Origin of the sequence: Acinetobacter sp. AOR01_HL, assembly GCF_027855455.1 — a bacterium.
Classification (GTDB): Bacteria; Pseudomonadota; Gammaproteobacteria; order Pseudomonadales; family Moraxellaceae; genus Acinetobacter; species Acinetobacter baumannii.
The window spans coordinates 98,493-120,423 of the sequence record NZ_JAKTIM010000043.1; the positions used below are offsets into that span (position 1 = coordinate 98,493).

Consider the following 21,931-nt stretch of genomic DNA (forward strand, 5'->3'; position numbering starts at 1 on the left):
AGGCTCTATAAGCTTATTTAATTGGCTAACAAAACGTAAGGCAACAGTTTTCAAGAAAACTATGCCTATGCTAATATTCTGTCACTTTTGCATTTTTTAATTTTTGGAGTTCACTTCCATGGCGGGTCATTCTAAATGGGCCAATATTAAGCATCGTAAAGCGAAACAAGATGCCAGTCGCGGTAAAGTTTTTACTAAATATATTCGTGAAATTGTCACTGCTGCAAAACTTGGTGGTGCAGATCCTGCCAGTAACCCTCGCCTTCGTGCTGTTGTCGAAAAAGCGCTTTCTGTCAACATGACACGAGATACCATTAACCGTGCAATTCAACGCGGTGTGGGTGGTGAAGATAATGATGATTTAAAAGAAGTAACCTACGAAGGTTACGGTGTAGGTGGTGTTGCTGTTCTTGTTGAGACAATGACAGACAACCTGAACCGTACAGTTCCAGATGTTCGCCATTGTTTCAGCAAAACTAATGGTAACTTAGGTACTGCAGGTTCTGTTGCTTACCTATTTACCAAACGTGGTGAGATTACTTTTGACGATGTTTCTTTAGAAGATAAGATCATGGACGTTGCTTTAGAAGCTGGTGCAGAAGATATTGAAGTTTCAGAAGATGAAATTTTAGTAATCACTTCTCCAGAGACTTTTGGTGAGGTTCAAGATGCTCTTGCAGCGGCTGGTTTAAAATCAGACAATGCTGAAGTAGTGATGAGCCCTTCTACTAAAGCAGAAATCACTGATATTGATCAGGCTAAACAAGTGATGAAACTCATTGATATGCTTGAAGATTTAGACGATGTACAAAACGTTTATACAAACGTTGAGTTTAGTGATGAAGTTTTAGCGCAACTTGATGCCTAAGACGAGAAAACGCACCAACTGGTGCGTTTTTTTATACTTTATTTAATAAGTTATAACAGTTAAATACATTGTATTCTTTAATGACAAAGCTCGAATGCAGAGCAACGACATTATCAATTTTACCAATCCGTCTTAATAAAATTTCGCTATAGTCGTCCATATTACGTGCAACTAATTCAAGAATAAAATCGGCACTTTGACCAGTCACCAAAAAAGCATTTGTTACTTCAGGAATAGCTTCAATTTCAGAAAGAAATTTATCAAATGTCTCACTATCATGCTTGCTTAAAGAGACTTGTAGCAAAATATGCAAGGTAAAACCCAATTTGCTAAAGTTAATTTCTCTTTTGAGTTGCCCCATGATATTAGCTTCAATCAAGTGTTTAATTCGGCGATGAACAGAACTAACTGAAAGATTAATCCGTTCTGAAAGCTCATTCAAATTCAGGTCTTCATGAGACAAAATTTCCAGAATTTGTTTATCAAAACGGTCTAATTCCATTCTTTGCTCCAATTAACACGCTTTATAAATCACAGTATATCCTAAAGCTAAGCCTACTTTGGAAATCAAATACCATTAAAAGAGAGAATTAAGCTTTACCACCTTCTTAACTTAACTTTTGCTTGTTATCTGTGCAGTAGTATAACGTTCATAGCGCATTTTCAATTACTTATAGCCTATAACTCTTCAATGATTTAATTAGTATATGCATAAAAATATATTTAATTTTTAAAAATTTTATAATTTCTTAATTAAAATCAATGAGTTTAAATAATTTTAAAAAGTTGGCACTCTTTTTGTTATGCACATATTGGAAATCTTTTATATCCAATGTGGGGAATGCCTGTGAAAAATATCAAAACATTAATTCTTGCAATGAGCACTATCAGCTTAACTGGTGTAGTTATGCCAGCTCATGCTGCTACTGATGCGGAAGTAGATGCTTTACGCAAAGAAGTCAGTGAGTTAAAGCAACTGGTCCAGCAATTATCAAATCAGCAAAAAGCGGTAACTGTAATAAATACTCCAACAGTGCCGCCAACTACAATTGCAGCAAGCTCACCCGTTCCTCAGAGCAAACCGGGTTGGATGCAAATGCCTGATGGCCAAACGCAAGTCAAGCTTTATGGGAATGTCCGTGTAGATGCAACCTATGACTTTAAGGGGTCAAATGGCAGCATTTCAAATGGTGCTAACTATCCTTTGAATAAAGATGACCCAAGACAGGACTCCTTAAATGTATCTGCAGCGACTACACGCATTGGGTTAGATCTTACTCGACCTACACAATATGGCGATTTAACAGGCAAAATTGAAGCCGATTTTATGGGAGGCAATGGCGATAATGGCAGTGGAACTTTCCGCGTTCGCCATGCTTATATGTCTTTAGGCAAATGGTTAGCCGGTCAAACCACTTCACCTTTCGTCAATACAGATACTTCTCCGGAAACACTAGACTTTACCGGTGCAATAGGTACAGGAACCACACGTACTGTACAGGTTCGCTATACTCAACCAATTAATGCTCAACAAAAAATATTAGTTGCCTTAGAAGGTGGTGATGTTGAAAAAGTGAGTAATGCTGCGGGAGGGAGCCGTTTCCCTGCTCTAACAACTCGTTATGATTTCAAAACCGCAGATAATAAAGGCTTATTACAGCTTCATGGTCTTGCCCATGAAAATCGAGTAGCGCCTAAAGATAGTTCATCTGAAGAAAAATTTGGCTGGGGTGTAGGTATCGGTGGCAAGTACGATATCACGCCTCAGGATAGTGTGGTTGCCAACTATTATCATGTTAAAGGTGATGGCCGCTATTTATCTTATAGCAACTCTGCGTATGCATACGATACAACTACACAAGATATCAACTTAGGTGAATTTGATAGTGCGGTGATCGGCTACCAACGGAAATGGAGCCCTATTCTTCGTTCTACTTTTGCTGTAGGTGGTATTCAATATAAAGATGATAGCGTCTATGCAAATAGCAATTTAACCAATACTAGCTATAACAAAGAAATTTATAACGCTTTGGTCAACTTAATCTGGAATCCGGTTAAAAATATTGATTTAGGTGCAGAATATACTTACGGCCAGCGTGAAACTTTTGCAGGTGATAAAGGTGATTACTCCCGCATAAATTTATTAGCAAAATATAATTTCTAAAATTTAGATGTAAAAAAAGAGCCACTCATGGCTCTTTTTTATTGTCACAATTAGTGCATTGCCTGAATTTTTTCCAAGAAAATTTTAGCACGCTCATGACGTGCCTCTAAATTATCAAAGAATTCATGGGTTGGGCAATCTTCAAGAATTTTACCTTCATCCATAAAAATTAAACGGTTAGATACGCGTTTTGCAAAGCCCATTTCATGTGTTACACACATCATGGTCATACCTTCATGAGCAAGTTGCACCATCACTTCAAGAACCTCACCTACCATTTCAGGGTCGAGTGCCGAAGTAGGTTCATCAAACAACATACAGATTGGGTCCATTGATAAGCCACGGGCAATAGCAACACGCTGTTGCTGACCACCAGAAAGTTGCCCTGGAAATTTATCCTTATGGGCAAGCAGACCTACACGTTCTAAATATTTAAGACCTTTTTCACGTGCTTCAGCAACTGAACGTTTTAAAACTTTTACTTGGGCAATGGTTAAATTTTCCAAAACAGTCATGTGAGGAAAAAGTTCAAAATGCTGGAACACCATCCCTACCCGAGAACGGAACTTTGCAAGATCAGTTTTCGGATCTTTTAGTGAAACCCCATCAACAATAATGTCGCCTTGCTGAAACGGCTCTAAAGCATTTACAGTTTTGATGAGCGTTGATTTGCCTGAACCGGATGGCCCACAAACAACAACGACATCACCTTTTTCAATACTCGTCGTGCAATCTGTTAAAACCTGAAAATCACCATACCATTTAGAGATATGTTGGATGTCTATCATTGGCATTTAAAATCTCCAATTAGCGAATGATGGCAATTTTTTTCTGCAAACGTTTGACTAATTGCGATAGCACAAACGAGCTACAGAAATACACCACAGCGACGATTAAATAGAATGTTGCTTTCGTTTCAGGACCATAGGTATTAGCCAAAGTATCTGCACGACCTAAGAAGTCTGGTGCACTAATAACATAAACTAATGACACATCCTGAAATAGAATGATGGTTTGAGTAAGTAATACCGGAAGCATATTGCGAAAGGCCTGCGGTAACACCACATAACGCATGGATTGTCCGTAGGTAAATCCTAAAGCGTAGCCTGCATTGACTTGTCCTTTTGAAATAGACTGAATACCCGAACGTACAATTTCCGAGAAAAACGCAGCTTCAAAAATAGCAAAGGTCACAACGCTGGAAAATAATGGCCCCCAATACGTATCTGATTGAAACTCAAATATCTTTGGCAACAAGAAATAAAAAATAAAAATAACCTGAATTAATGGAATACCACGGAATAAATCTACATAGAACTTCGCAAAGTTACTTGCAAGGGCGTTGTTGGATAAACGCATCATTGCCAAAGGAGTTCCAATGAGGATGCCCCCCATCATTGCAAGCACAGTTACGGTAAGTGTAAAAATAAATCCTTCTTTTAGTGCCGCAATAACATCAGGATTATGCAATAGAGAAAAATCCATAATTATTTTCCTCCCGAGCCTAAACCTGGTACAGCCATGCGTTTTTCAATCCATGCCATTATAAATTTAATGGTGTATGTAATGATTAAATAGACAGGTGTAGACAGAATAAGAATGATAATGTCCTGTGAAGTCTCTTCACGCATGGTTTTGGTATAAGCAAAGAAATTTAAAACACTTAAGGCATATAAAACTGCCGAGTTTTTAAAGACGTTCATTGCTTCTGACGTAATCGTTGGCCATACCGTACGGTATGCAACTGGCAAAATCACATAACGATAACTTTGAGCGGTGGTAAATCCCATAGCCGATGCCGCAAACTTTTGACCACGAGATACCGTGTTAATTCCGGCTCTGACATGCTCCGAAACACGCGCCGCAGTATAAAGGCCTAAAGCAAAAACACCGATAACAGCGGGTTGTTGATTTAAAATGTTTTTCCACCATCCCCCTGCTACAACATCTCCACTTCCTGCACTTAAACTGTCCGGTAAGAACTCCGGAAAAACAAAAGCCCAGAAGAATAACTGTACAATTAATGGAATATTACGGAATATTTCGACATAGCAGTTGCCGATAAAAGCAAGTGGTTTATTGGGTAAAGTACGAATTACCCCGAGGAGAGAACCTAATAAAAATGCGATAAGAAAGGCTACAATGGCAGTCCAAACCATAGTAAAGACACCAGAACCTAACATTTGTAACCATGTGGGCGCCTCAGCATAGGCATTGTAGCTAGAACTACCAATAACCTTACAAACTGATTCTGCCCATGCGGCTTTATCGACACCATATTCATTAGACTCCGCACAGAATATAGTCCAGTTTAGTGAGCCGACTGACATGTTTGCCCCTTAAATTAATATCTTTAGAAAATAGACCACTTGTGCAAATGAATTTTTACACCTGCACAAGTAAATTTAGGACAAAAAGATCCAGTTAGATTCCTGCATCTGTTGGGTGAGCTTTGAGTTTTTTATAAGATGAACTTTGTTGCATGTTCAAATTAGTATTTTTCGGTGGAATTGGCGATAAGAACCATTTTTTATATAAAGCATCCATTTGACCAGTTTTCCATAAGTTATTTACAGTACGGTCAGCAATTGCTTTAAATTTTGGATCATCTTTTGCAATCATGATGCCATAAGGTTCTGATGAAAGTACTGGACCAACAATTGCAAATGCTTTAGGTGTAGAAGACTTAGCAATTAAGCCTGCTAAAATATTATCATCCATTACAAATGCAGCGGCGCGTCCAGATGCCATCATGGCAAAAGAGTCAGCATGGTCTTTACCATAAATATTTTGTACATTAATTGCTTGGCCTTTTTCATTCATCTTAATGTACTTGTCAGATGTAGTACCTTGAGTCGTAACAACTGCTTTACCATTTAAGTCTGCCAAACTTTTAATACCAGAGTTTGCTTTAACAGCCATGCGTACTTCTGTTGCATAGTAGTTAGTTGAGAAACCCACTTGTTGCTGACGCTGTTTAGAATTTGTGGTGGTACCACATTCCATATCAATATTGCCCGCTAAAAGCTCAGGAATACGTGTTGATGAGGTTACTGCCTTGTATTCAACTTTTAAACCAGGCATTTTCAATTCTTTTTTAATATCATTTGCAAACTGGTTACAAATATCGACTGCATAACCTACTGGTTTACCTGCAACAACATATGAAATCGGGTCAGACGATTCTCGGTGGCCAATAACGATTTTCCCAGTACTTTTAATTTTAGCTAATGTATCTGCTGCCTGAATTTGAGAAGTAGCACCAACCGTACAAAGCATAACTGTTGAAACAATGAGAGAGGTTGCAGAACGTTTCATAAGAACTCCTTGATGATCATTCCCTCTATTTGTCTACAGAATCATTCATATAGAGAAATAGAGTGATTTATTATTAAATTGCAATTATCGAGCCAACTTTTCCAAGTAGGACACGTCCATTTGCTTCACTTATTATTTATCTGTTTCGCAGAATTAATACCTTTAAAACTGCTCACATGTTTCTACTTTAATCTATGTTTTAATCTTCTGTCTATTATTAAGCTCATCTATTTACACTTAAATGTGGCAATTATTGATTACAATGTAAACACATGCACAATAAAGTGGCTTAAATTTTTCTAAAAACTGTTTTTAGCAAAAGTAACTTTTATCCCAAAAATAAAAGATCAAATTTATTAGTAGCTTATACTTAAGTTGAATAAACAGTAATAAATATTAAATTAAGCATCAAAATAATATACATAAATGTTTTATTAAAAATCATTTATAAAATTGATAGTAATATTTTTTAAGTATCTTTAAAGTTAAAAAATAAAAAAGCCCCGATTTTATCGGAGCTTTTAAAAAATAAAATTTAAATTCCTCGCCAGTCAACCCGTGCATTACGTTCAGTTTGATATATTCTTAAAACATACTGTCCAAGCGGCAAATCAAGTAAATATTTCTGATAATTACTCCAATCGGGCGATACTTCCCCATCTTCTTCCCTTTCCCATGGTGTACCTTTTATTTCTAATAAAGGTGCAAGCATAGAACATACTGAAATATCAGCGAGGCTTAAGCGGTCACCAACCATATAACGTGCTTGGTTTTCAATTAAATAGTGGTTTAACTCATTAATAAGTTCATCCATGCGTCCTTTTGACTGACTTACGAGCTCTTCTTCAAGCTTATAGTTCTTCTTGACTAGAGTCTTGAGAAACGGTTTTGATATTTTCTCAAACTGTCGTAAGTAGCCTTGTTCGCCCATCATAATCTCTAGAGCATGATCACCTTGAGCTAAAGTATGAGCAAGTGCCCAACGACGTACATGCACCCCAAGTTCATCTGCCAAACTATCAATTTTAAGAGTTTGCTGTCTAAGTTGTTCATCACGGCGTAAAAGTGCATGTTCCGGATAAGTATCATCCAGATAAAGCGCAATTTTAGTCGACTCAGCAATCCAGCGATGGTCATCTTTTAAAATCGGCAACAAATTTTGACCTGTTTTAAGTTGTGCAAAAGCACGGTGAAATCCAGGAATCAAATTATGTGCAACGTAATCAAGTTCTTTATGGTCTAACAACCAGCGAGCTTTTTCACAATAATGAGACAAAGGAAACTGATACAAAACCCGCATAAAATCTCCACGTTTATTTTTATTTGACTATTCGTACAAAAATCGTCTTCGGTAAGTAGATACTTTAGAAGCTATTTTTAATGAAAACAATGGATATTGTGCTCATTTTTCACTGACAGTTAGGTCTATATTTTTTATATCTTTTTTTACCGTACTTATAGCTGTTTTTCATATTAAAGTCCTTTTAGTTATTCATTTTACAAATAAAAATTATAATTTATTGATTTTTAATATATTTCTATATCTCTATTTATATATTAAAAATCAAAAAAAGTGCTTTGCATTTTTATTCATAAGCTGAGCATAAGTCCTCGTTTAGTGGAAAAATATTTCTTTTGTAAGGTAATGACAGTAATACAAGGTGTCATTATGTCTAATTCTCTATCTAAAACGACGGCATACGTCCAAGTCATTCAAAATGATCAACAAGCAATTAATGCTGCTTATCAAGTGGCTGATTTTGCTTTAGAGGGTCGTAATACACGTGATCAACAACGCTTATTACCGCATGAGCAAATCGAAAGCTTTAGCCAAAAAGGCTTAGGCGGAATTCGTATTGCAAAAAAATACGGCGGTGCTTTCGTTTCCAATAAAACACTGGCACAAGTTTTCCGTATTTTAAGTAAAGGTGATGCAAATGTTGGTCAGATTCCACAAAATCAGATTAGCCTGTTAAACCTGATTGAAATCATGGGTACAGAACAACAAAAACAATTTATCTTTTCAGAAATATTAGCCGGTAAACGTCTTGCCAACGGTGGTCCCGAACGAAATACCCATGACTCAAAAACCTTAAAAACCACGCTTACTATTGAAAACGGCAAATATTTTTTAAACGGCGAAAAGTTTTATTCGACGGGAACAAGTTTTGCGCATTGGCTCGCAATTAAAGCGATTCATCCAGAAGGCCATGTCGTTTTAGTGATTGTTAACCGAGATGCTCAAGGCATTGAAGTTATTAATGACTGGAATGGGTTTGGTCAACGTACTACAGCGAGTGGTACAGTTAAATTAAATCAAGTTGAAGTTAATCCTGAACTTATTTTTGATGAGCGTTTATTAACACAAGTTCCGACCTATCGCGGTGCGTATTCGCAGTTATTACAAGTGGCAATTGATGTCGGTATTGCGGAAGCTGCTTTTGAAGATACTTTATCGACCATACACAAAGCGCGCCCCATTATTGATGCAAATGTTGAAAAAGCCAGCTTTGAACATTACACCCTACAAGAGGTGGGTAAGTTAAATATTTTACTCGACGCAGCAATTTTACTGCTTGATGAAGCTGCTGAATATTTAGATGAACTTGATCAACTTCAAACGGTGACTGACGAACAAGTAGCAAAAGCTTCAATTTTGGTCGCAGAAGCAAAAGTCTATGCCAATGATGCTGCCCTACAAATCTCAGAAAAACTACTAGAGCTAGGCGGTAGCCGTTCAAGTTTAAGCCAACATAATTTAGATCAACATTGGCGAAATGCCCGTGTACATACCTTACACGACCCTGTTCGCTGGAAATTACATGCCATTGGCAATTATTACCTTAATGGTCATTTCCCTGCCCGCCATGCCTGGATTTAAGGAGCAATTGTCATGACTTCATATCAATCGGTTCAAACTAAACAAACATCGGCATCTGGCCAAGCGTACATTATTCAAAATGATGCTGAAGCATTAGAAATTGCCAAACAGTTTGCTGAGCAATTTAAAAAAACCGCAGTTGAGCGAGACGCTAAGCGAATTTTACCGTATACCGAAATTGATGCTTTGAGCCAGTCTGGACTTTGGGCAATTACAGTACCAAAGCAATATGGCGGTGCCGAAGTTTCAAGTCATACTGTTGCTAAAGTGATTGCACTTTTAAGCGGTGCAGATGGTTCAATCGGGCAAATTCCACAAAACCACTTCTATGCATTAGAAGTGTTACGCAATACAGGTACAGAAACTCAGAAACAACGTTTATACGGCGAAGTGTTAAATGGCACCCGCTTTGGTAATGCACTTGCTGAGTTTAAAACTAAAACTTCAACCCATAAACAAACTAACATTCGTCCGCATGAAAATGGTTATCTCATTCAAGGTGAAAAGTTTTACTGCACAGGAAGTTTATTTGCTCACCGTATCCCAACCTTAGTTTTAGACGATGCAGGACGTGAGTATCTGGCATTTGTAAAAAGTGGTTCACAAGGATTAAAACTTGTAGATGACTGGTCTGGCTTTGGGCAAAAAACCACAGGCAGCGGTACAGTTAAATTTGATCAGGTTTTTGTCGATGCAGATGATGTCATTCCTTTTGATACTGCATTTTTACAACCAACCTTAGTCGGACCTTTTGCCCAAATCATGCATGCATCGATTGAGGTAGGCATTGCACGTGCAGCCTTTGAAGAAAGCTTGCAAAGAGTGCATCAAGCTCGCCCCTGGATTGATTCAAATGTAGAAACAGCCAACCAAGATCCTTTAACGATTTATGAACTAGGACGCATTGCGGTAGATGTACGAGCTAGTGAAGTCCTATTAAAACAGGCAGCTCAATCAATTGATGCCGCAAAAATTGAAACCACACCTGAAAGCATTGCTAAAGCATCCATTGAGGTGGCTAAAGTACGTGCTCATAGTACCGATATCGCACTCAAAGCATCGTCTAAGCTGATTGAACTTGCTGGTAGCCGTGGTAGTCAGTCTCAAGATGGCCTAGACCGTTTCTGGCGTAATGCGCGAGTACATACCTTACATGATGCCGCACGATGGAAATATTACTTTATTGGGAACTACGTTCTTAACGGTGTTCTACCACCTCGTCGGGGGACATTGTAATGGCAGATTTCAAAGCAAAAGAGATTTTATTAAACGCCTTTGACATGAACTGTGTTGGGCATATCAATCATGGCTTATGGACACATCCACGTGATGAATCACATCGTTTTAACGAATTGAGCTATTGGACAGAACAGGCCAAAACTTTAGAAAATGGTTTATTTGATGGTTTGTTTATCGCTGATATTACCGGTGTGTATGATGTCTATCAAAACGGTATAGATCTCACTTTAAAAGAGTCCATTCAGCTTCCGAGCCATGACCCATCTACCCTCATTTCAGCAATGGCGGCAGTCACTCAAAACTTAAGTTTTGGGGTCACTGTGAACTTAAGCTATGAGCATCCATATCAATTTGCTCGCCGCTTTGCGAGTCTTGACCATTTAACTCAAGGTCGTATTGGCTGGAATATTGTTACAGGTTATCTAGATAGTGCCGAACGCTTAATTGGTCAAAAGGGTTTAAAAGACCACGATGCCCGCTATGAGCAAGCCGAAGAGTTTTTAGAACTTTGCTACAAATATTGGGAAGGTTCTTGGGAAAACGACGCAGTTAAAAAAGATAAAGCACGGCGTGTTTTTACAGATCCATCTAAGGTGCATACCATTCACCACCATGGAAAGTATTACCAGAGTGAGGGTGTGTTTCAGGTATCTCCTTCTGTGCAACGCACTCCAACCCTATTTCAAGCAGGTGCTTCACCTAAAGGTATGCAGTTTGCAACACGTCATGCTGAATGTGTATTTATTGGGGGGGATAAACCCGAAAAGATACGCGAACAAGTGAAAAAGATTCGTACTCTTGCCGAACAGCAAGGACGCTCAGCGAATGATATTAAAGTCTTTGTCGGTATAACAGTTGTTGTTGCTGAAACACATGATCTGGCTGTACAAAAACTTAATGAATATCGTCAGTATGCGAGTCCTGAAGCAGGCTTAGCGCATTATGCGAGTTCAACAGGCATTGACTTAAGTAAGTTTGCTGACGATGAAGCGATTCCTTACCAAAAAAGTAACAGTATTGTTTCGATTACCGAAAAGTTTAAAGAACAGCAAATCACAAAAAATGACTTAAAAGCTCAGCATGTTCTAGGTGGTCGTTATCCCCTCATCGTAGGTAGTGGCGAAGAAGTTGCTGAATACTTAATTCATCTTTTAGATGAGACTGATATTGATGGCTTTAATTTGACACGTACAGTTGCACCTGAGTCTCACCACGACTTTATACGCTTGGTCATTCCTGAGCTACAACAACGTGGTCGCTATAAAACTGCATATAAAACGGGTTCACTACGGAACAAAATTTTTAATCGGGGTGATCATTTACCAGAACAGCACCCTGTTCAAGCGTTCCGATGTAGTCCCTATAACAACAGCAAAAACTTAACAAAAATTGAAGAAATAACCGCTTAAATTTGGAGATAGACATGGCTCAAACAGCCTCTAAAAAATGGCTAGGCATAGGCTTAGTCGTTGTAGTTCTTTTTGTTGCTTTGTTCTTATGGAATAAACATCGACAAAGTGGCTCAAATGAACTTGTGATTGGTATTAGTCCACCATTTGCAAAACCTTTACAAGCTGCTGCCGATGAAGCAAAGAAACAAGGTTTAAATGTAAAACTGGTCGAATTTTCTGACTGGAATACCCCAAACATTACCTTAAATCATGGGGATATTGATGCGAACTTTTTCCAGCATCAACCCTTCTTAGACAATGCAATTAAAGAAACTGGCTTTAAGTTAAAGGCATTTGCAGTAGGTGCAGCCTCACATGTGGGGCTGTATTCAAAGAAATATAAAAGTCTTGATGAATTGCCACAAAACGCACGCGTAGTCATTCCAAATGATCCGGTGAACCAAGGTCGTGCCCTACTTCTTTTACAACAAGCTAAGTTAATTACGCTTAAAGATTCAAATAATCACTTATCTGCACTCAAAGATGTTGTTTCAAACCCTAAAAATTTGCAATTTATTGAGGTTGAAGGACCACAGACTGCTCGTGCAATTGATGATGTTGACTTGGCTTTTGGCTATCCACATTACTTGCGCTTAGCAAAAACAGCTGACCCTAATAGTGCACTTTTACTGGATGACAATACCAATAAACGTTATGCCATTTTGTTTGTAGTGCGTGATGACTATCAAGATAAGGGCGACAAATTAAAGAAATTTGTTGAGATCTATCAAAACTCGCCAAAAGTTAAAGCTGTGTTAGACGCTGAAATTGGGCCGAAACTTTGGTTCTCTGGCTGGAAGTAATAACGGAAAGATTATGGCGATTCAGTTCAAACAGCATAAGCCTTGGTTACTCGGAATTACGATTTTAATCGTAGTTCTGGGCCTTGTCGGTTACCGTTATATTAAAAATAAACAAGCCGATGATGTTTTAACGATTGGCATTAGCCCGCCTTATGCTGAGCTATTACAAAGCGTTGCCAATGAAGTAGAAAAGCAAGGCGTTCATGTCAAACTCGTTGAATTTTCTGATTGGCGAGCACCCAATGTTGCCGTACAAAACGGCGATATTGATGCAAACTTTTTCCAGCAAAGCGTATTTCTACGTAATGCTGTTAAAGAAACGGGTTATGACTTACATGCATTTGGGGTGGGTTTAGGAAGTCATGTGGGTTTATATTCAAAAAAATATAAATCACTTGAAGATTTACCTTTAAATGCACGTGTTGCCATTCCAAATGATCCGGTTAATTTAGCCCGTGCTTTAATTTTATTGCATTGTGCTGGCTTAATTCAGCTTAAAGATATTAATAATGAACTTTCAACTACTCAAGACATTATAGCTAATCCTAAACAACTGAGCTTTGTTGAAGTTGAAGGCCCACAGACAGCACATGCCTATAACGATGTCGATTTAATTTTCGGCTTCCCCCACTACTTAAAAATGGCAAAGGTAACCGACCCACATAGCGCATTATTTTTAGATCCAATCGATAAAAAATATGCAATTTTGTTTGTGACCCGTCGCGATTACCAAGACAAAAACCAAAAACTTGCAACCTTTGTTAAAGCATTCCAGAACTCAAAACAAGCACAAGATATTCTGGATAAAGACTTTGGTAAAGGTATGTGGTTTCAAGGCTGGAAATAAGGAGAATAACGATGGTGAGTTTTGGATCACAAGTTGATTTTTCTCTACCCCACATCAAAATTCGTGGTTTAAATAAGTTTTACCAATCTCAAGGTCAAAACCTGCATGCTTTAAAGGAGATTAACCTTGATATTCCTCAAGGTAAGATTTTAGGCATTATTGGTAAAAGTGGTGCAGGAAAATCTTCCCTACTCCGCACGTTAAATGGCTTAGAACAAGTGAATACAGGCAGTATTCATATTCATCAACAAAACATTGCTGAATTGAGCCATGCTGAACTCATTCAAACTCGCCAACGGATTGGAATGATTTTTCAACATTTCAATTTAATGTCTGCAAAAACGGTTTGGGAAAATGTGGCATTGCCTTTAAAAGTTTCCAATTACAACAAAGCAGATATAGACCAACGTGTAAATGAGGTTCTAGCTCTCGTAGGTCTTGCAGATAAATCTAACTATTATCCATCACAACTTTCTGGCGGACAAAAGCAACGTGTTGGTATTGCACGCGCACTTGTTCACCACCCAGAAATTTTACTGTGTGACGAGGCAACCTCGGCACTTGATCCTGAAAGTACTGCCACTATTTTGGCTTTGCTTAAAAAGATTAATCAGGAGCTGGGTCTCACCATTGTATTAATTACTCATGAAATGCAAGTGATTCGAGAAATTTGTGATCAAGTCGTGGTGATTGACCAAGGCGAGATTGTAGAGGCTGGGCAAGTTTGGTCGGTGTTTTCACGACCAGAACAACAAATTACTCAAGAACTGTTAAACCTTGAGCAGATCACTCTGCCTTTTAAAATCAACCCTCTACCCGATGAAGATTCGACGCATATTATTGTAAAACTGAAATATGAGGCTGAAGCACATCAGGTTCCAGATATCCAAGAACTACTTGCCAAATTCAAAGCACCCGTCAATTTATACCAAAGTCAGGTCGATACCATTCAAGGGCACATTATTGGCTCACTTTTAGTCGGTATTCCTAACGTAGAAATTGATCTTTCATCTATACAACAAGATGCATTAACAGCAATCGCACAATTTGAGGTACTTGGCTATGCAAGACCAGCTCATTGATTTATTAATTACTGGAACTGTAGATACCTTGCTCATGGTAGGCGCATCTGCGTTCATTGCCTTTTTAATTGGCTTACCTATCGCTGTTATTTTAGTGAGTACTTCCGAACATGGCATTCACCCATCACAAAAGATTAATCAGGCTTTGGGTTGGGTCATCAATATCACTCGCTCAGTACCTTTTCTTATTTTAATGGTAGCACTTATTCCGCTTACTCGTTGGATTGTAGGTACAAGTTATGGCGTATGGGCAGCGGTTGTTCCCTTAACGATTGCGGCCATACCGTTTTTTGCCCGTATTGCAGAAGTCAGCTTACGTGAAGTCGATCAAGGCTTAATTGAAGCAGCACAAGCCATGGGTTGTAACCGTAAACAAATTATCTGGCATGTACTTTTACCAGAAGCTTTGCCGGGTATTGTGGCAGGCTTTACAGTGACTATTGTGACAATGATTAACTCATCTGCGATTGCTGGTGCTATTGGTGCAGGTGGCTTAGGAGACATTGCTTATCGATATGGTTATCAACGTTTTGATATGCAAATTATGTTGGCTGTTATTTTAGTATTGATTGTTTTAGTCATGTTAGTACAAGCGACTGGTGATGCATTAGCCCAGCAACTCGATAAACGTAAAGTTTAAACACAACAGAACCCTGCTCTAGCCATGACTTTGTCATGGCTTTCATGTAAAATCAGCCACAATTTTTAATTTACACATTTGTGAGTGGTTTTCATGGGTTTTAATTGCGGTATTGTTGGTCTGCCAAATGTAGGGAAATCTACCCTTTTCAATGCATTAACTAAAGCAGCGATTGCAGCGGAAAACTTCCCGTTCTGTACCATTGAGCCAAACACAGGTATTGTTCCTGTTCCAGATCCACGTTTAGATAAACTTGCTGCAATTGTTAACCCTCAGCGTGTTTTACCGACCACTATGGAATTTGTGGACATTGCAGGTCTTGTTGCTGGTGCATCAAAAGGCGAAGGTTTGGGTAACCAGTTCCTTGCTAATATTCGTGAAACTGATGCAATTGCACACGTTGTACGTTGTTTCGAAGACGAAAACGTCATCCACGTAAATGGTAAAATTGATCCATTAGATGACATTGCAACTATCAATACTGAACTTGCACTTGCAGATCTTGAAACTGTTGCTAAAGCAATTTTACGTTTAACTAAAGTTGCTAAAGGCGGTGATAAAGAAGCTGTAGCAACTAAAGCAGTTTTAGAAAAAATCCAACCGTTACTTGACGAAGGTAAACCAGCTCGCGCGGCTGATTTGTCTGATGACGAACGCAAATTAATCCGTGGTTTTGGTTTAATGACTTTGAAACCAACCATGTACATTGCAAACGTTGCAGAAGACGGTTTTGAAAACAACCCACATTTAGAAGCTGTTAAAAAACTTGCTGCTGAAGAAAATGCAATTGTTGTGCCGCTTTGCAACCAAATCGAAGCTGAAATTTCATTATTAGAAGATGAAGATCGTGCTGAGTTCCTAGAAGCAATGGGCATGGAAGAACCAGGCTTAAACGTAGTTATTCGTGCAGGCTATAAACTTTTAGGTTTACAAACTTATTTCACTGCTGGTGTACAAGAAGTTCGTGCATGGACAGTAAAAGTTGGTGCAACGGCTCCTCAAGCAGCTGGTGTTATCCATACTGATTTTGAAAAAGGCTTTATCCGTGCTGAAGTTGTTGCATATGATGACTTCGTACAATACAACGGTGAAAACGGCGCTAAAGAAGCAGGTAAATGGCGTTTAGAAGGTAAAACTTACGTTGTTCAAGACGGCGATGTAATGCACTTCCGTTTTAACGTTTAAGTTAAAGCTTAAAAAAAAGCCCCACTAGATTGGGGCTTTTTTATATTTAATGGCTTAAATCCATCATCTCTCGTTTATTTCGCGCCTCTTGTAAAATTCGCTCATGCAAAGGCTTTCTAAAACCTAACATAAATATAAATTCAGCCAATACAAATAGTGGTCCAATTGCAAGTCCTATTATATCATCAACAAAAGCAGGTTTTTTCTTTTCAAAATAATGCCCTACAAACTGAAAAGCCCATCCCACAACAAAGAAACCAATACTTGCAGCCAACCATTGTCCTAAAGAAAGTTCGGCAATTTGGCTCGCTAATGGATACACAGCCACCAATATCATGAGCATGATTAAGCCAAAAACTTTATCTAGAAATAAATAATAGATCGTACTAGCTGCAATCAGTACCATAGCTAAAGTAACTTTAAAATTACCAATATCGATTCCTGCCCTCGCTGTTAAACATAAAATTGAAAACACGATGAGTGGAATGCCTATAAAATGCGTCAAAATATTTTGATGATTTAAATGATAAGCCGCATATTGGCTCAGTTTCTGCTCCAGATTTGACATGAGTTATTCCCTATTCACCTAACTATAGTCATACTGTACAAATAAGGAAAATTTAAAGTTGTCAGCTATTTGACAAAGTAATGAATTTTTTCATGGATGACCGAATATTGGACCTAATTTATATTAACCGATTAAAAGAAAACACATGGTTTAGTGTGCTTCCAGAAGCATTCCAAAAGTTTATTTTAGAACATGGCAAGCAAATCACCTTTGAGAAAAATAGCTACGTTTTCCACGCTCAAGATGAGTTTGATGGTATTTATACCGTCCTTGAAGGCTCAATTAGCTTAGGTTATGTCGATGTAAATGGTAATGAAGCACTTTCTGCAATTGCTGAGCCGATTATGTGGTTCGGTGAAATATCTTTAATTGATCATGAGCCACGGTCACACGACGCGATTGCTTTGAAAAAAAGTATAGTTCTGCATATTCCTGCAAAACCATTAAATGTGCTACTAAAAGAACATCCATATTATTGGTATTATTTTGCACGTTTAACTAGCCAAAAACTCAGGTACGTTTTCTTAGAACAGATTGCGATACAAACACGCAGTATTTCTCAAAGGCTTGCACAACGTCTTCTGTTCATTTTAGAAGGATACGGTAACCATATTCTTATTCAAGATCATCGCATTCAGATTTCTCAAGAGCAATTAGCCAACATGCTAACTACATCTAGGCAGACGATCAACCATGAATTGAGCCTACTTGAAAAACAAAATATTATTAAAATTGCTTTTAGAAAAATTGAGATTTTAGATATTGAAAAATTAAAAGTAATTGCTCAAGTTCATTCATAATTGTACGAAACGCCGCTATATAATAAAAACTTAAAATTAAATTAAAAAATTAGATAACACTGCAAATCAAAACATTGTTCAAACTCTATTTCCACAAAATAAATGTTTTAAAGCAGAATTTTTCACCTTACACTCAAGCTGAGTAATAATACTCAACAAGGCGCTGATTAACATGAAAAAATTATCAACAATTCTTACAGCAGGCGTATTGGCTATGTTAAGTGTTTCGGCATTTGCATGTCCAAAAGGAACTCAACTACAAGGCGGTACTGGACCAAATCACAAAGGTGGAAAATGTGTAGCGGTACATGGAAAAGCTACAGCTCAAAAAGCAAAGAAAGAGGCAACTAAAACTAAACAGGAAGTTAAAAAAGACTTAACCATGCAAAAGCATGATGCAATGACCAGTGCGACTCATGCACAACATGAATCACATCAAATGACTCACCAAATGAAGCAAGATGCTGTAAAAACTGCCAACACAGCTAAAGCTGCAACAAAACCGTAATTATCATTCACCCATTATCGTTTAAAGCAAAAAAGCGAGATTGATCATCTCGCTTTTTTATATGTATAGGCTTTATTTAGGAGATGTGTTTCCTAAATTCGGATTTTCAATCGCTTCCTTACACTGCTGTTTATCGCGCTCATAATCTGTCTGTTTTTGAGCAACCGAACTATTATTTTCAAGCGTTTCGCGCGCCCATACATCTAGACTCGTTAAAGCTTTACGGCAAAGCGCATATTTTCCTTCAGTGACCGAATCTGTCATTTTTACATTAATACGCCAGTCTGTACTGAGCTGACGTAGTGGTTTACGAACATTATCATTAATTTGACTGAGCTGTTTTTCATAGACTAAATGATCAACAGTATTGATTAATGTCCATGCCTTTTTTGCATAAACTGTCGCATCATTCGTTAGTTTCGGCGCTGGTTTAATTTCTACTTTTTTATCTGAGCTCTGATTGCCATTATCACAACCTTGCAATATAAATACGCTCGCACTCAAGATGGCGATATAAACTAAACGAGTCTTTGATTTGAACATATCAAACTGCCGAATTAAACATTTCGGCACTATGCTATTAAATTCGGCTACAATACTCAATCTTTCAAGTTTTTATAATTGGTTTACTGCCAAGGTGTATTGTGTCAAATCAACAACAGATGGCTGCTCAAACAGCAACTTTTTGGCAAGGTGCCAAAGATAGTCAAGCCATCGTTCTCACCTACTTACCAGTTTCTTTTGCCTTTGGCGTTTCTGCATCTCAATTTGGTTTTAGCCCATGGGAAGCATTTTTTCTTTCTTGTTCCATGTATGCAGGTGCAAGCCAATTTTTAGTGGTCGCACTTTTAGCAAGTGGTTCTTCTATATGGTTAACCGCCTTAACAGTCATTGCACTTGATATACGACATGTACTTTATGGGCCTGCTCTTTATAATTTAATTCCCACTAAATTAAATTTAAAGAAGACAGCCGTTTGGGCTTGGGGTTTAACGGACGAAGTTTTTGCCAGTGGTATGATCCAACTTTCACAGCGCAGACAACAATGGTCCGAGTCTTGGATGTTGGGCTTAAGTCTATTTAGCTGGGTGTCTTGGGCAAGTGGTTCATTATTAGGTGGTTTATTTGCAGATCAAGTCGCACACCTTCCAAAGTTTTTACAAGCAGCTTTAGACTTCTTATTACCTGCTTTATTTTTAAGTTTTTTATTAGCGGCATTTGAACGAAAGCATAGCCTTGTAGTTGCTGTATCGTTAGTGGTTTCAGCTTTAGCGTGTTATTGGATTAACTTATCAGCGGCTATCTTTATTGGCATTCTTTCAGGCATTTTAGCAGGTCTATTTAAACATTATGTGCTGAAACAATTTGATGAGGTTGAAACTTAATATGAACCTAGAAATTATTTTGGTCGGCATTATTGTGGGTATCGCTAATTTTGCTTCACGCTTCGGACCATTTTTCGTAATACAAAAACTACAGGGCAACCAACAAAGACGCGGCTCAATCTGGTTAAAAATCGCTTTAGGAAGTATTGGTATATCTGCAATTAGCGCCATGCTTGTGGTTGCAACCCTTCCACCTTTACTTGAAACCCCAAATAAGAGTTTAGCAATGCTTATTGGTTTTATGGTTCTAGCCGGTCTTTATTTTAAATTTAAGAAAATTGTTCCAGCAACGTTAACTGCCGCAATCGTTTATGGCCTTATCTATACTTATTTACCTTTATAAATAGATAAACTGATCAACCTTATATAATATATAAATGCTAGAAGTGATTAAGAATAATAACTTCTAGCATAAAAACTCATTTTTGAAATCTATTAAAAGATAAATCCATCTAGCGATTAGAGATAAAAATGTCACAAGTTAAAATTTATGCAAATGAACGAACCATTATTCAGTATCGCGAACTGCTCTCTCATGCGATCCATCAAGCACTTATTGAAGAATTGAAGTATCCCGTCGAGAAAAGATTTCAACGCTTCATTAGCCTTAAACCTGAGAATTTTATTTATCCATCTGACAGAAGCCAACATTACATTATCATCGAACTTTCAATGTTTGCAGGCCGCAGTCCAGCCACTAAAAAGCAACTTATTCAAACCTTATTTCGCAATATTGAAGAGCAATGCAAAATTGCACCTCAGGACATTGAAATTACCATTTTTGAAACACCTAAAGAAAACTGGGGCATCCGTGGTAAAAATGCAGATGAATTGCTTTTAAACTATCAGGTTAATATCTAAAAACTACTTTTTTAATTGTCCGACAAAATTACTTTTTTTATGCATGATAAGGCTTAACTCCACCATAAGTTCTGCTATGCTTAAAAAAATAATTTTGTCAGGATGATTCGCATGAGCGTGACACTCGGTACCCCACTTCAATCTTCTGCATTTAAAGTTTTATTGTTAGGTTCAGGAGAGCTTGGCAAAGAAGTTGTAATTTCCTTACAACGCCTTGGTGTAGAAGTACATGCAGCCGACCGTTATGATCATGCTCCAGCTATGCAAGTAGCACATTTTTCTTATGTGTTAAACATGGCAGATCCAGCCCAATTAAAACAACTCATTGAAAAAGTTAAACCAAATTTAATTGTTCCAGAAATTGAAGCGATTGCGACAGAAGTTTTACTGGAAATTGAAGCAAATAAAACTGCAACAGTCATCCCATCTGCTAAAGCTGTAAACCTGACCATGAACCGTGAAGGTATTCGCCGTCTTGCGGCTGAAGAACTTGGTTTACCTACATCTGCTTATCGTTTTGCTGATACGCTCGAAAGCTTCCGCGCTGCTTGTGATGACATTGGTTATCCAAACTTTGTAAAACCGGTCATGTCTTCTTCTGGTAAAGGACAGTCTCGTGTAAAAAGTTTCGATGAAGTCGATGCTGCATGGGAATATGCAATGCAAGGTGGCCGTGTTAACCAAGGCACTGTTATTATCGAGTCTCAAATTGATTTTGACTTTGAAATTACACTCCTTACCGTTCGCGCTAAAAACCCTGAAACAGGTGAAATTGAAACTCATTACTGTGACCCAATTGGTCACCGCCAAGATGCCGGTGATTATGTAGAAAGCTGGCAACCTCAACCAATGACTCCTGCAGCACTCGAGGAAGCCAAACGCATTGCAAATAAAGTGACTACAGCACTTGGTGGCTGTGGTATTTTTGGTGTAGAACTGTTTATTAAAGGCGACAAGGTTTGGTTTAGTGAGGTTTCACCTCGTCCACATGATACAGGCCTCGTCACTTTAGCATCTCAATTTCAAAGTGAATTTGAATTACATGCACGTGCAATTTTAGGCTTACCTGTAAATACAGCACGTCACAGTGTTGCCGCAAGTGCGGTAATTTATGCTGGAGTTGATGCTAACAATTTAAGTTATAGCAATCTGAATGTGGCTTTAGCTCATCCAGATACCGACTTACGTTTGTTTGGTAAACCAGAAGGTTTCAAACGTCGTCGTATGGGTGTCGCAACTGCTCGCGCTGAAAATACTGATCTTGCCCGTACTTTAGCGAAAGAAACCGCTGATCAAGTAAGCGTTCAAACTAACTCTTAATTTTTACTTAT

The 21,931-nt window shown here is 38.1% G+C and carries 24 protein-coding genes; 16 read left to right on the forward strand and 8 right to left on the reverse strand.

What is annotated here, in order from left to right; translation table 11 throughout:
• Positions 1–118: 118 nt before the first annotated feature.
• Positions 119–868, forward strand: a complete 750-nt coding sequence (locus MKL62_RS13940; protein WP_000907230.1) for a YebC/PmpR family DNA-binding transcriptional regulator — start codon at positions 119–121, stop codon at positions 866–868.
• A 31-nt stretch (positions 869–899) separates the two neighbouring features.
• Here the strand turns inward: MKL62_RS13940 and MKL62_RS13945 are convergent, their stop codons facing one another.
• Entirely contained in the window at positions 900–1,370 is a 471-nt protein-coding gene (locus MKL62_RS13945) for an Lrp/AsnC family transcriptional regulator (RefSeq protein ID WP_000418050.1), read from the reverse strand.
• A gap of 345 nt (positions 1,371–1,715) precedes the next feature.
• Between MKL62_RS13945 and MKL62_RS13950 the strand changes: the two genes are divergently transcribed.
• Positions 1,716–3,032: a DcaP family trimeric outer membrane transporter gene (locus MKL62_RS13950; RefSeq protein ID WP_188200055.1), complete on the forward strand. Its 1,317-nt coding sequence runs from the start codon at positions 1,716–1,718 to the stop codon at positions 3,030–3,032.
• A gap of 50 nt (positions 3,033–3,082) precedes the next feature.
• Here the strand turns inward: MKL62_RS13950 and MKL62_RS13955 are convergent, their stop codons facing one another.
• The 5 genes from MKL62_RS13955 to MKL62_RS13975 form a co-directional block, all read right to left on the reverse strand.
• Positions 3,083–3,826 carry an amino acid ABC transporter ATP-binding protein gene (locus tag MKL62_RS13955; protein WP_001132006.1) on the reverse strand — a complete coding sequence of 248 codons (744 nt, stop codon included), beginning with the start codon at positions 3,824–3,826 and terminating at the stop codon, positions 3,083–3,085.
• Between the two features lie 13 nt (positions 3,827–3,839).
• Positions 3,840–4,517, reverse strand: coding sequence for an amino acid ABC transporter permease (locus tag MKL62_RS13960; protein ID WP_000347804.1), 678 nt, complete (start codon positions 4,515–4,517; stop codon positions 3,840–3,842).
• 2 nt (positions 4,518–4,519) lie between these two features.
• Positions 4,520–5,362, reverse strand: coding sequence for an amino acid ABC transporter permease (locus MKL62_RS13965; RefSeq protein ID WP_000110649.1), 843 nt, complete (start codon positions 5,360–5,362; stop codon positions 4,520–4,522).
• A 94-nt stretch (positions 5,363–5,456) separates the two neighbouring features.
• Positions 5,457–6,350 carry an amino acid ABC transporter substrate-binding protein gene (locus MKL62_RS13970; RefSeq protein ID WP_000830363.1) on the reverse strand — a complete coding sequence of 298 codons (894 nt, stop codon included), beginning with the start codon at positions 6,348–6,350 and terminating at the stop codon, positions 5,457–5,459.
• A 535-nt stretch (positions 6,351–6,885) separates the two neighbouring features.
• Positions 6,886–7,650: a glutathione S-transferase family protein gene (locus MKL62_RS13975; protein WP_001265503.1), complete on the reverse strand. Its 765-nt coding sequence runs from the start codon at positions 7,648–7,650 to the stop codon at positions 6,886–6,888.
• Positions 7,651–7,995: 345 nt separating this feature from the next.
• On the opposite strand from MKL62_RS13975, the gene MKL62_RS13980 reads away from it, so the two are divergent.
• The 8 genes from MKL62_RS13980 to ychF all read left to right on the forward strand — a co-directional run bounded on the left by MKL62_RS13980 (position 7,996) and on the right by ychF (position 16,478).
• Positions 7,996–9,231 (forward strand): SfnB family sulfur acquisition oxidoreductase, encoded by a 1,236-nt coding sequence (locus tag MKL62_RS13980; protein WP_086224001.1) that lies wholly within the window; start codon positions 7,996–7,998, stop codon positions 9,229–9,231.
• Positions 9,232–9,243: 12 nt separating this feature from the next.
• Positions 9,244–10,467 carry an SfnB family sulfur acquisition oxidoreductase gene (locus MKL62_RS13985; protein ID WP_005128832.1) on the forward strand — a complete coding sequence of 408 codons (1,224 nt, stop codon included), beginning with the start codon at positions 9,244–9,246 and terminating at the stop codon, positions 10,465–10,467.
• Complete coding sequence (locus MKL62_RS13990) at positions 10,467–11,879, forward strand: LLM class flavin-dependent oxidoreductase (protein ID WP_000753083.1); 1,413 nt, start codon at positions 10,467–10,469, stop codon at positions 11,877–11,879. The genes MKL62_RS13985 and MKL62_RS13990 overlap by 1 nt, the downstream gene beginning before the upstream one ends.
• Positions 11,880–11,893: 14 nt before the next feature.
• Entirely contained in the window at positions 11,894–12,724 is an 831-nt protein-coding gene (locus tag MKL62_RS13995; protein WP_005128833.1) for a MetQ/NlpA family ABC transporter substrate-binding protein, read from the forward strand.
• A 13-nt stretch (positions 12,725–12,737) separates the two neighbouring features.
• The gene (locus tag MKL62_RS14000; protein WP_005128834.1) at positions 12,738–13,571 is read left to right on the forward strand and encodes a MetQ/NlpA family ABC transporter substrate-binding protein; all 834 of its coding nucleotides are present in this window, start codon (positions 12,738–12,740) and stop codon (positions 13,569–13,571) included.
• A gap of 5 nt (positions 13,572–13,576) precedes the next feature.
• Positions 13,577–14,653 (forward strand): methionine ABC transporter ATP-binding protein, encoded by a 1,077-nt coding sequence (locus MKL62_RS14005; RefSeq protein WP_109850679.1) that lies wholly within the window; start codon positions 13,577–13,579, stop codon positions 14,651–14,653.
• Positions 14,634–15,293, forward strand: coding sequence for a methionine ABC transporter permease (locus tag MKL62_RS14010; RefSeq protein ID WP_001153960.1), 660 nt, complete (start codon positions 14,634–14,636; stop codon positions 15,291–15,293). Before MKL62_RS14005 ends, MKL62_RS14010 begins: the two co-directional genes overlap by 20 nt.
• Positions 15,294–15,386: 93 nt before the next feature.
• Positions 15,387–16,478, forward strand: coding sequence for a redox-regulated ATPase YchF (gene ychF / locus MKL62_RS14015; protein WP_000506572.1), 1,092 nt, complete (start codon positions 15,387–15,389; stop codon positions 16,476–16,478).
• 46 nt (positions 16,479–16,524) lie between these two features.
• On the opposite strand, the gene MKL62_RS14020 is transcribed toward ychF, so the two are convergent.
• Positions 16,525–17,046: an Mpo1 family 2-hydroxy fatty acid dioxygenase gene (locus tag MKL62_RS14020; RefSeq protein WP_005128838.1), complete on the reverse strand. Its 522-nt coding sequence runs from the start codon at positions 17,044–17,046 to the stop codon at positions 16,525–16,527.
• Positions 17,047–17,138: 92 nt separating this feature from the next.
• Here MKL62_RS14020 and MKL62_RS14025 point away from each other — a divergent pair, with 92 nt between their 5' ends.
• A complete protein-coding gene (locus tag MKL62_RS14025) occupies positions 17,139–17,846 on the forward strand; it encodes a Crp/Fnr family transcriptional regulator (RefSeq protein ID WP_005128839.1) in 708 nt (235 codons plus the stop codon).
• Between the two features lie 172 nt (positions 17,847–18,018).
• A complete protein-coding gene (locus tag MKL62_RS14030; RefSeq protein ID WP_000736695.1) occupies positions 18,019–18,354 on the forward strand; it encodes a hypothetical protein in 336 nt (111 codons plus the stop codon).
• A gap of 72 nt (positions 18,355–18,426) precedes the next feature.
• On the opposite strand, the gene MKL62_RS14035 is transcribed toward MKL62_RS14030, so the two are convergent.
• Positions 18,427–18,897, reverse strand: coding sequence for a hypothetical protein (locus MKL62_RS14035; protein ID WP_005111076.1), 471 nt, complete (start codon positions 18,895–18,897; stop codon positions 18,427–18,429).
• A gap of 119 nt (positions 18,898–19,016) precedes the next feature.
• Here MKL62_RS14035 and MKL62_RS14040 point away from each other — a divergent pair, with 119 nt between their 5' ends.
• The 4 genes from MKL62_RS14040 (at position 19,017) to purT (ending at position 21,920) form a co-directional block, all read left to right on the forward strand.
• On the forward strand, positions 19,017–19,739 hold the full coding sequence (locus tag MKL62_RS14040; protein ID WP_104039446.1) for an AzlC family ABC transporter permease: 723 nt from the start codon (positions 19,017–19,019) through the stop codon (positions 19,737–19,739).
• 1 nt (position 19,740) lies between these two features.
• Positions 19,741–20,082, forward strand: coding sequence for an L-valine transporter subunit YgaH (gene ygaH / locus MKL62_RS14045; protein ID WP_001047284.1), 342 nt, complete (start codon positions 19,741–19,743; stop codon positions 20,080–20,082).
• A 128-nt stretch (positions 20,083–20,210) separates the two neighbouring features.
• Positions 20,211–20,600: a tautomerase family protein gene (locus MKL62_RS14050; protein ID WP_000084509.1), complete on the forward strand. Its 390-nt coding sequence runs from the start codon at positions 20,211–20,213 to the stop codon at positions 20,598–20,600.
• A gap of 102 nt (positions 20,601–20,702) precedes the next feature.
• Positions 20,703–21,920: a formate-dependent phosphoribosylglycinamide formyltransferase gene (gene purT, locus MKL62_RS14055; protein WP_085940543.1), complete on the forward strand. Its 1,218-nt coding sequence runs from the start codon at positions 20,703–20,705 to the stop codon at positions 21,918–21,920.
• The last annotated feature ends 11 nt before the right edge of the window (positions 21,921–21,931 follow it).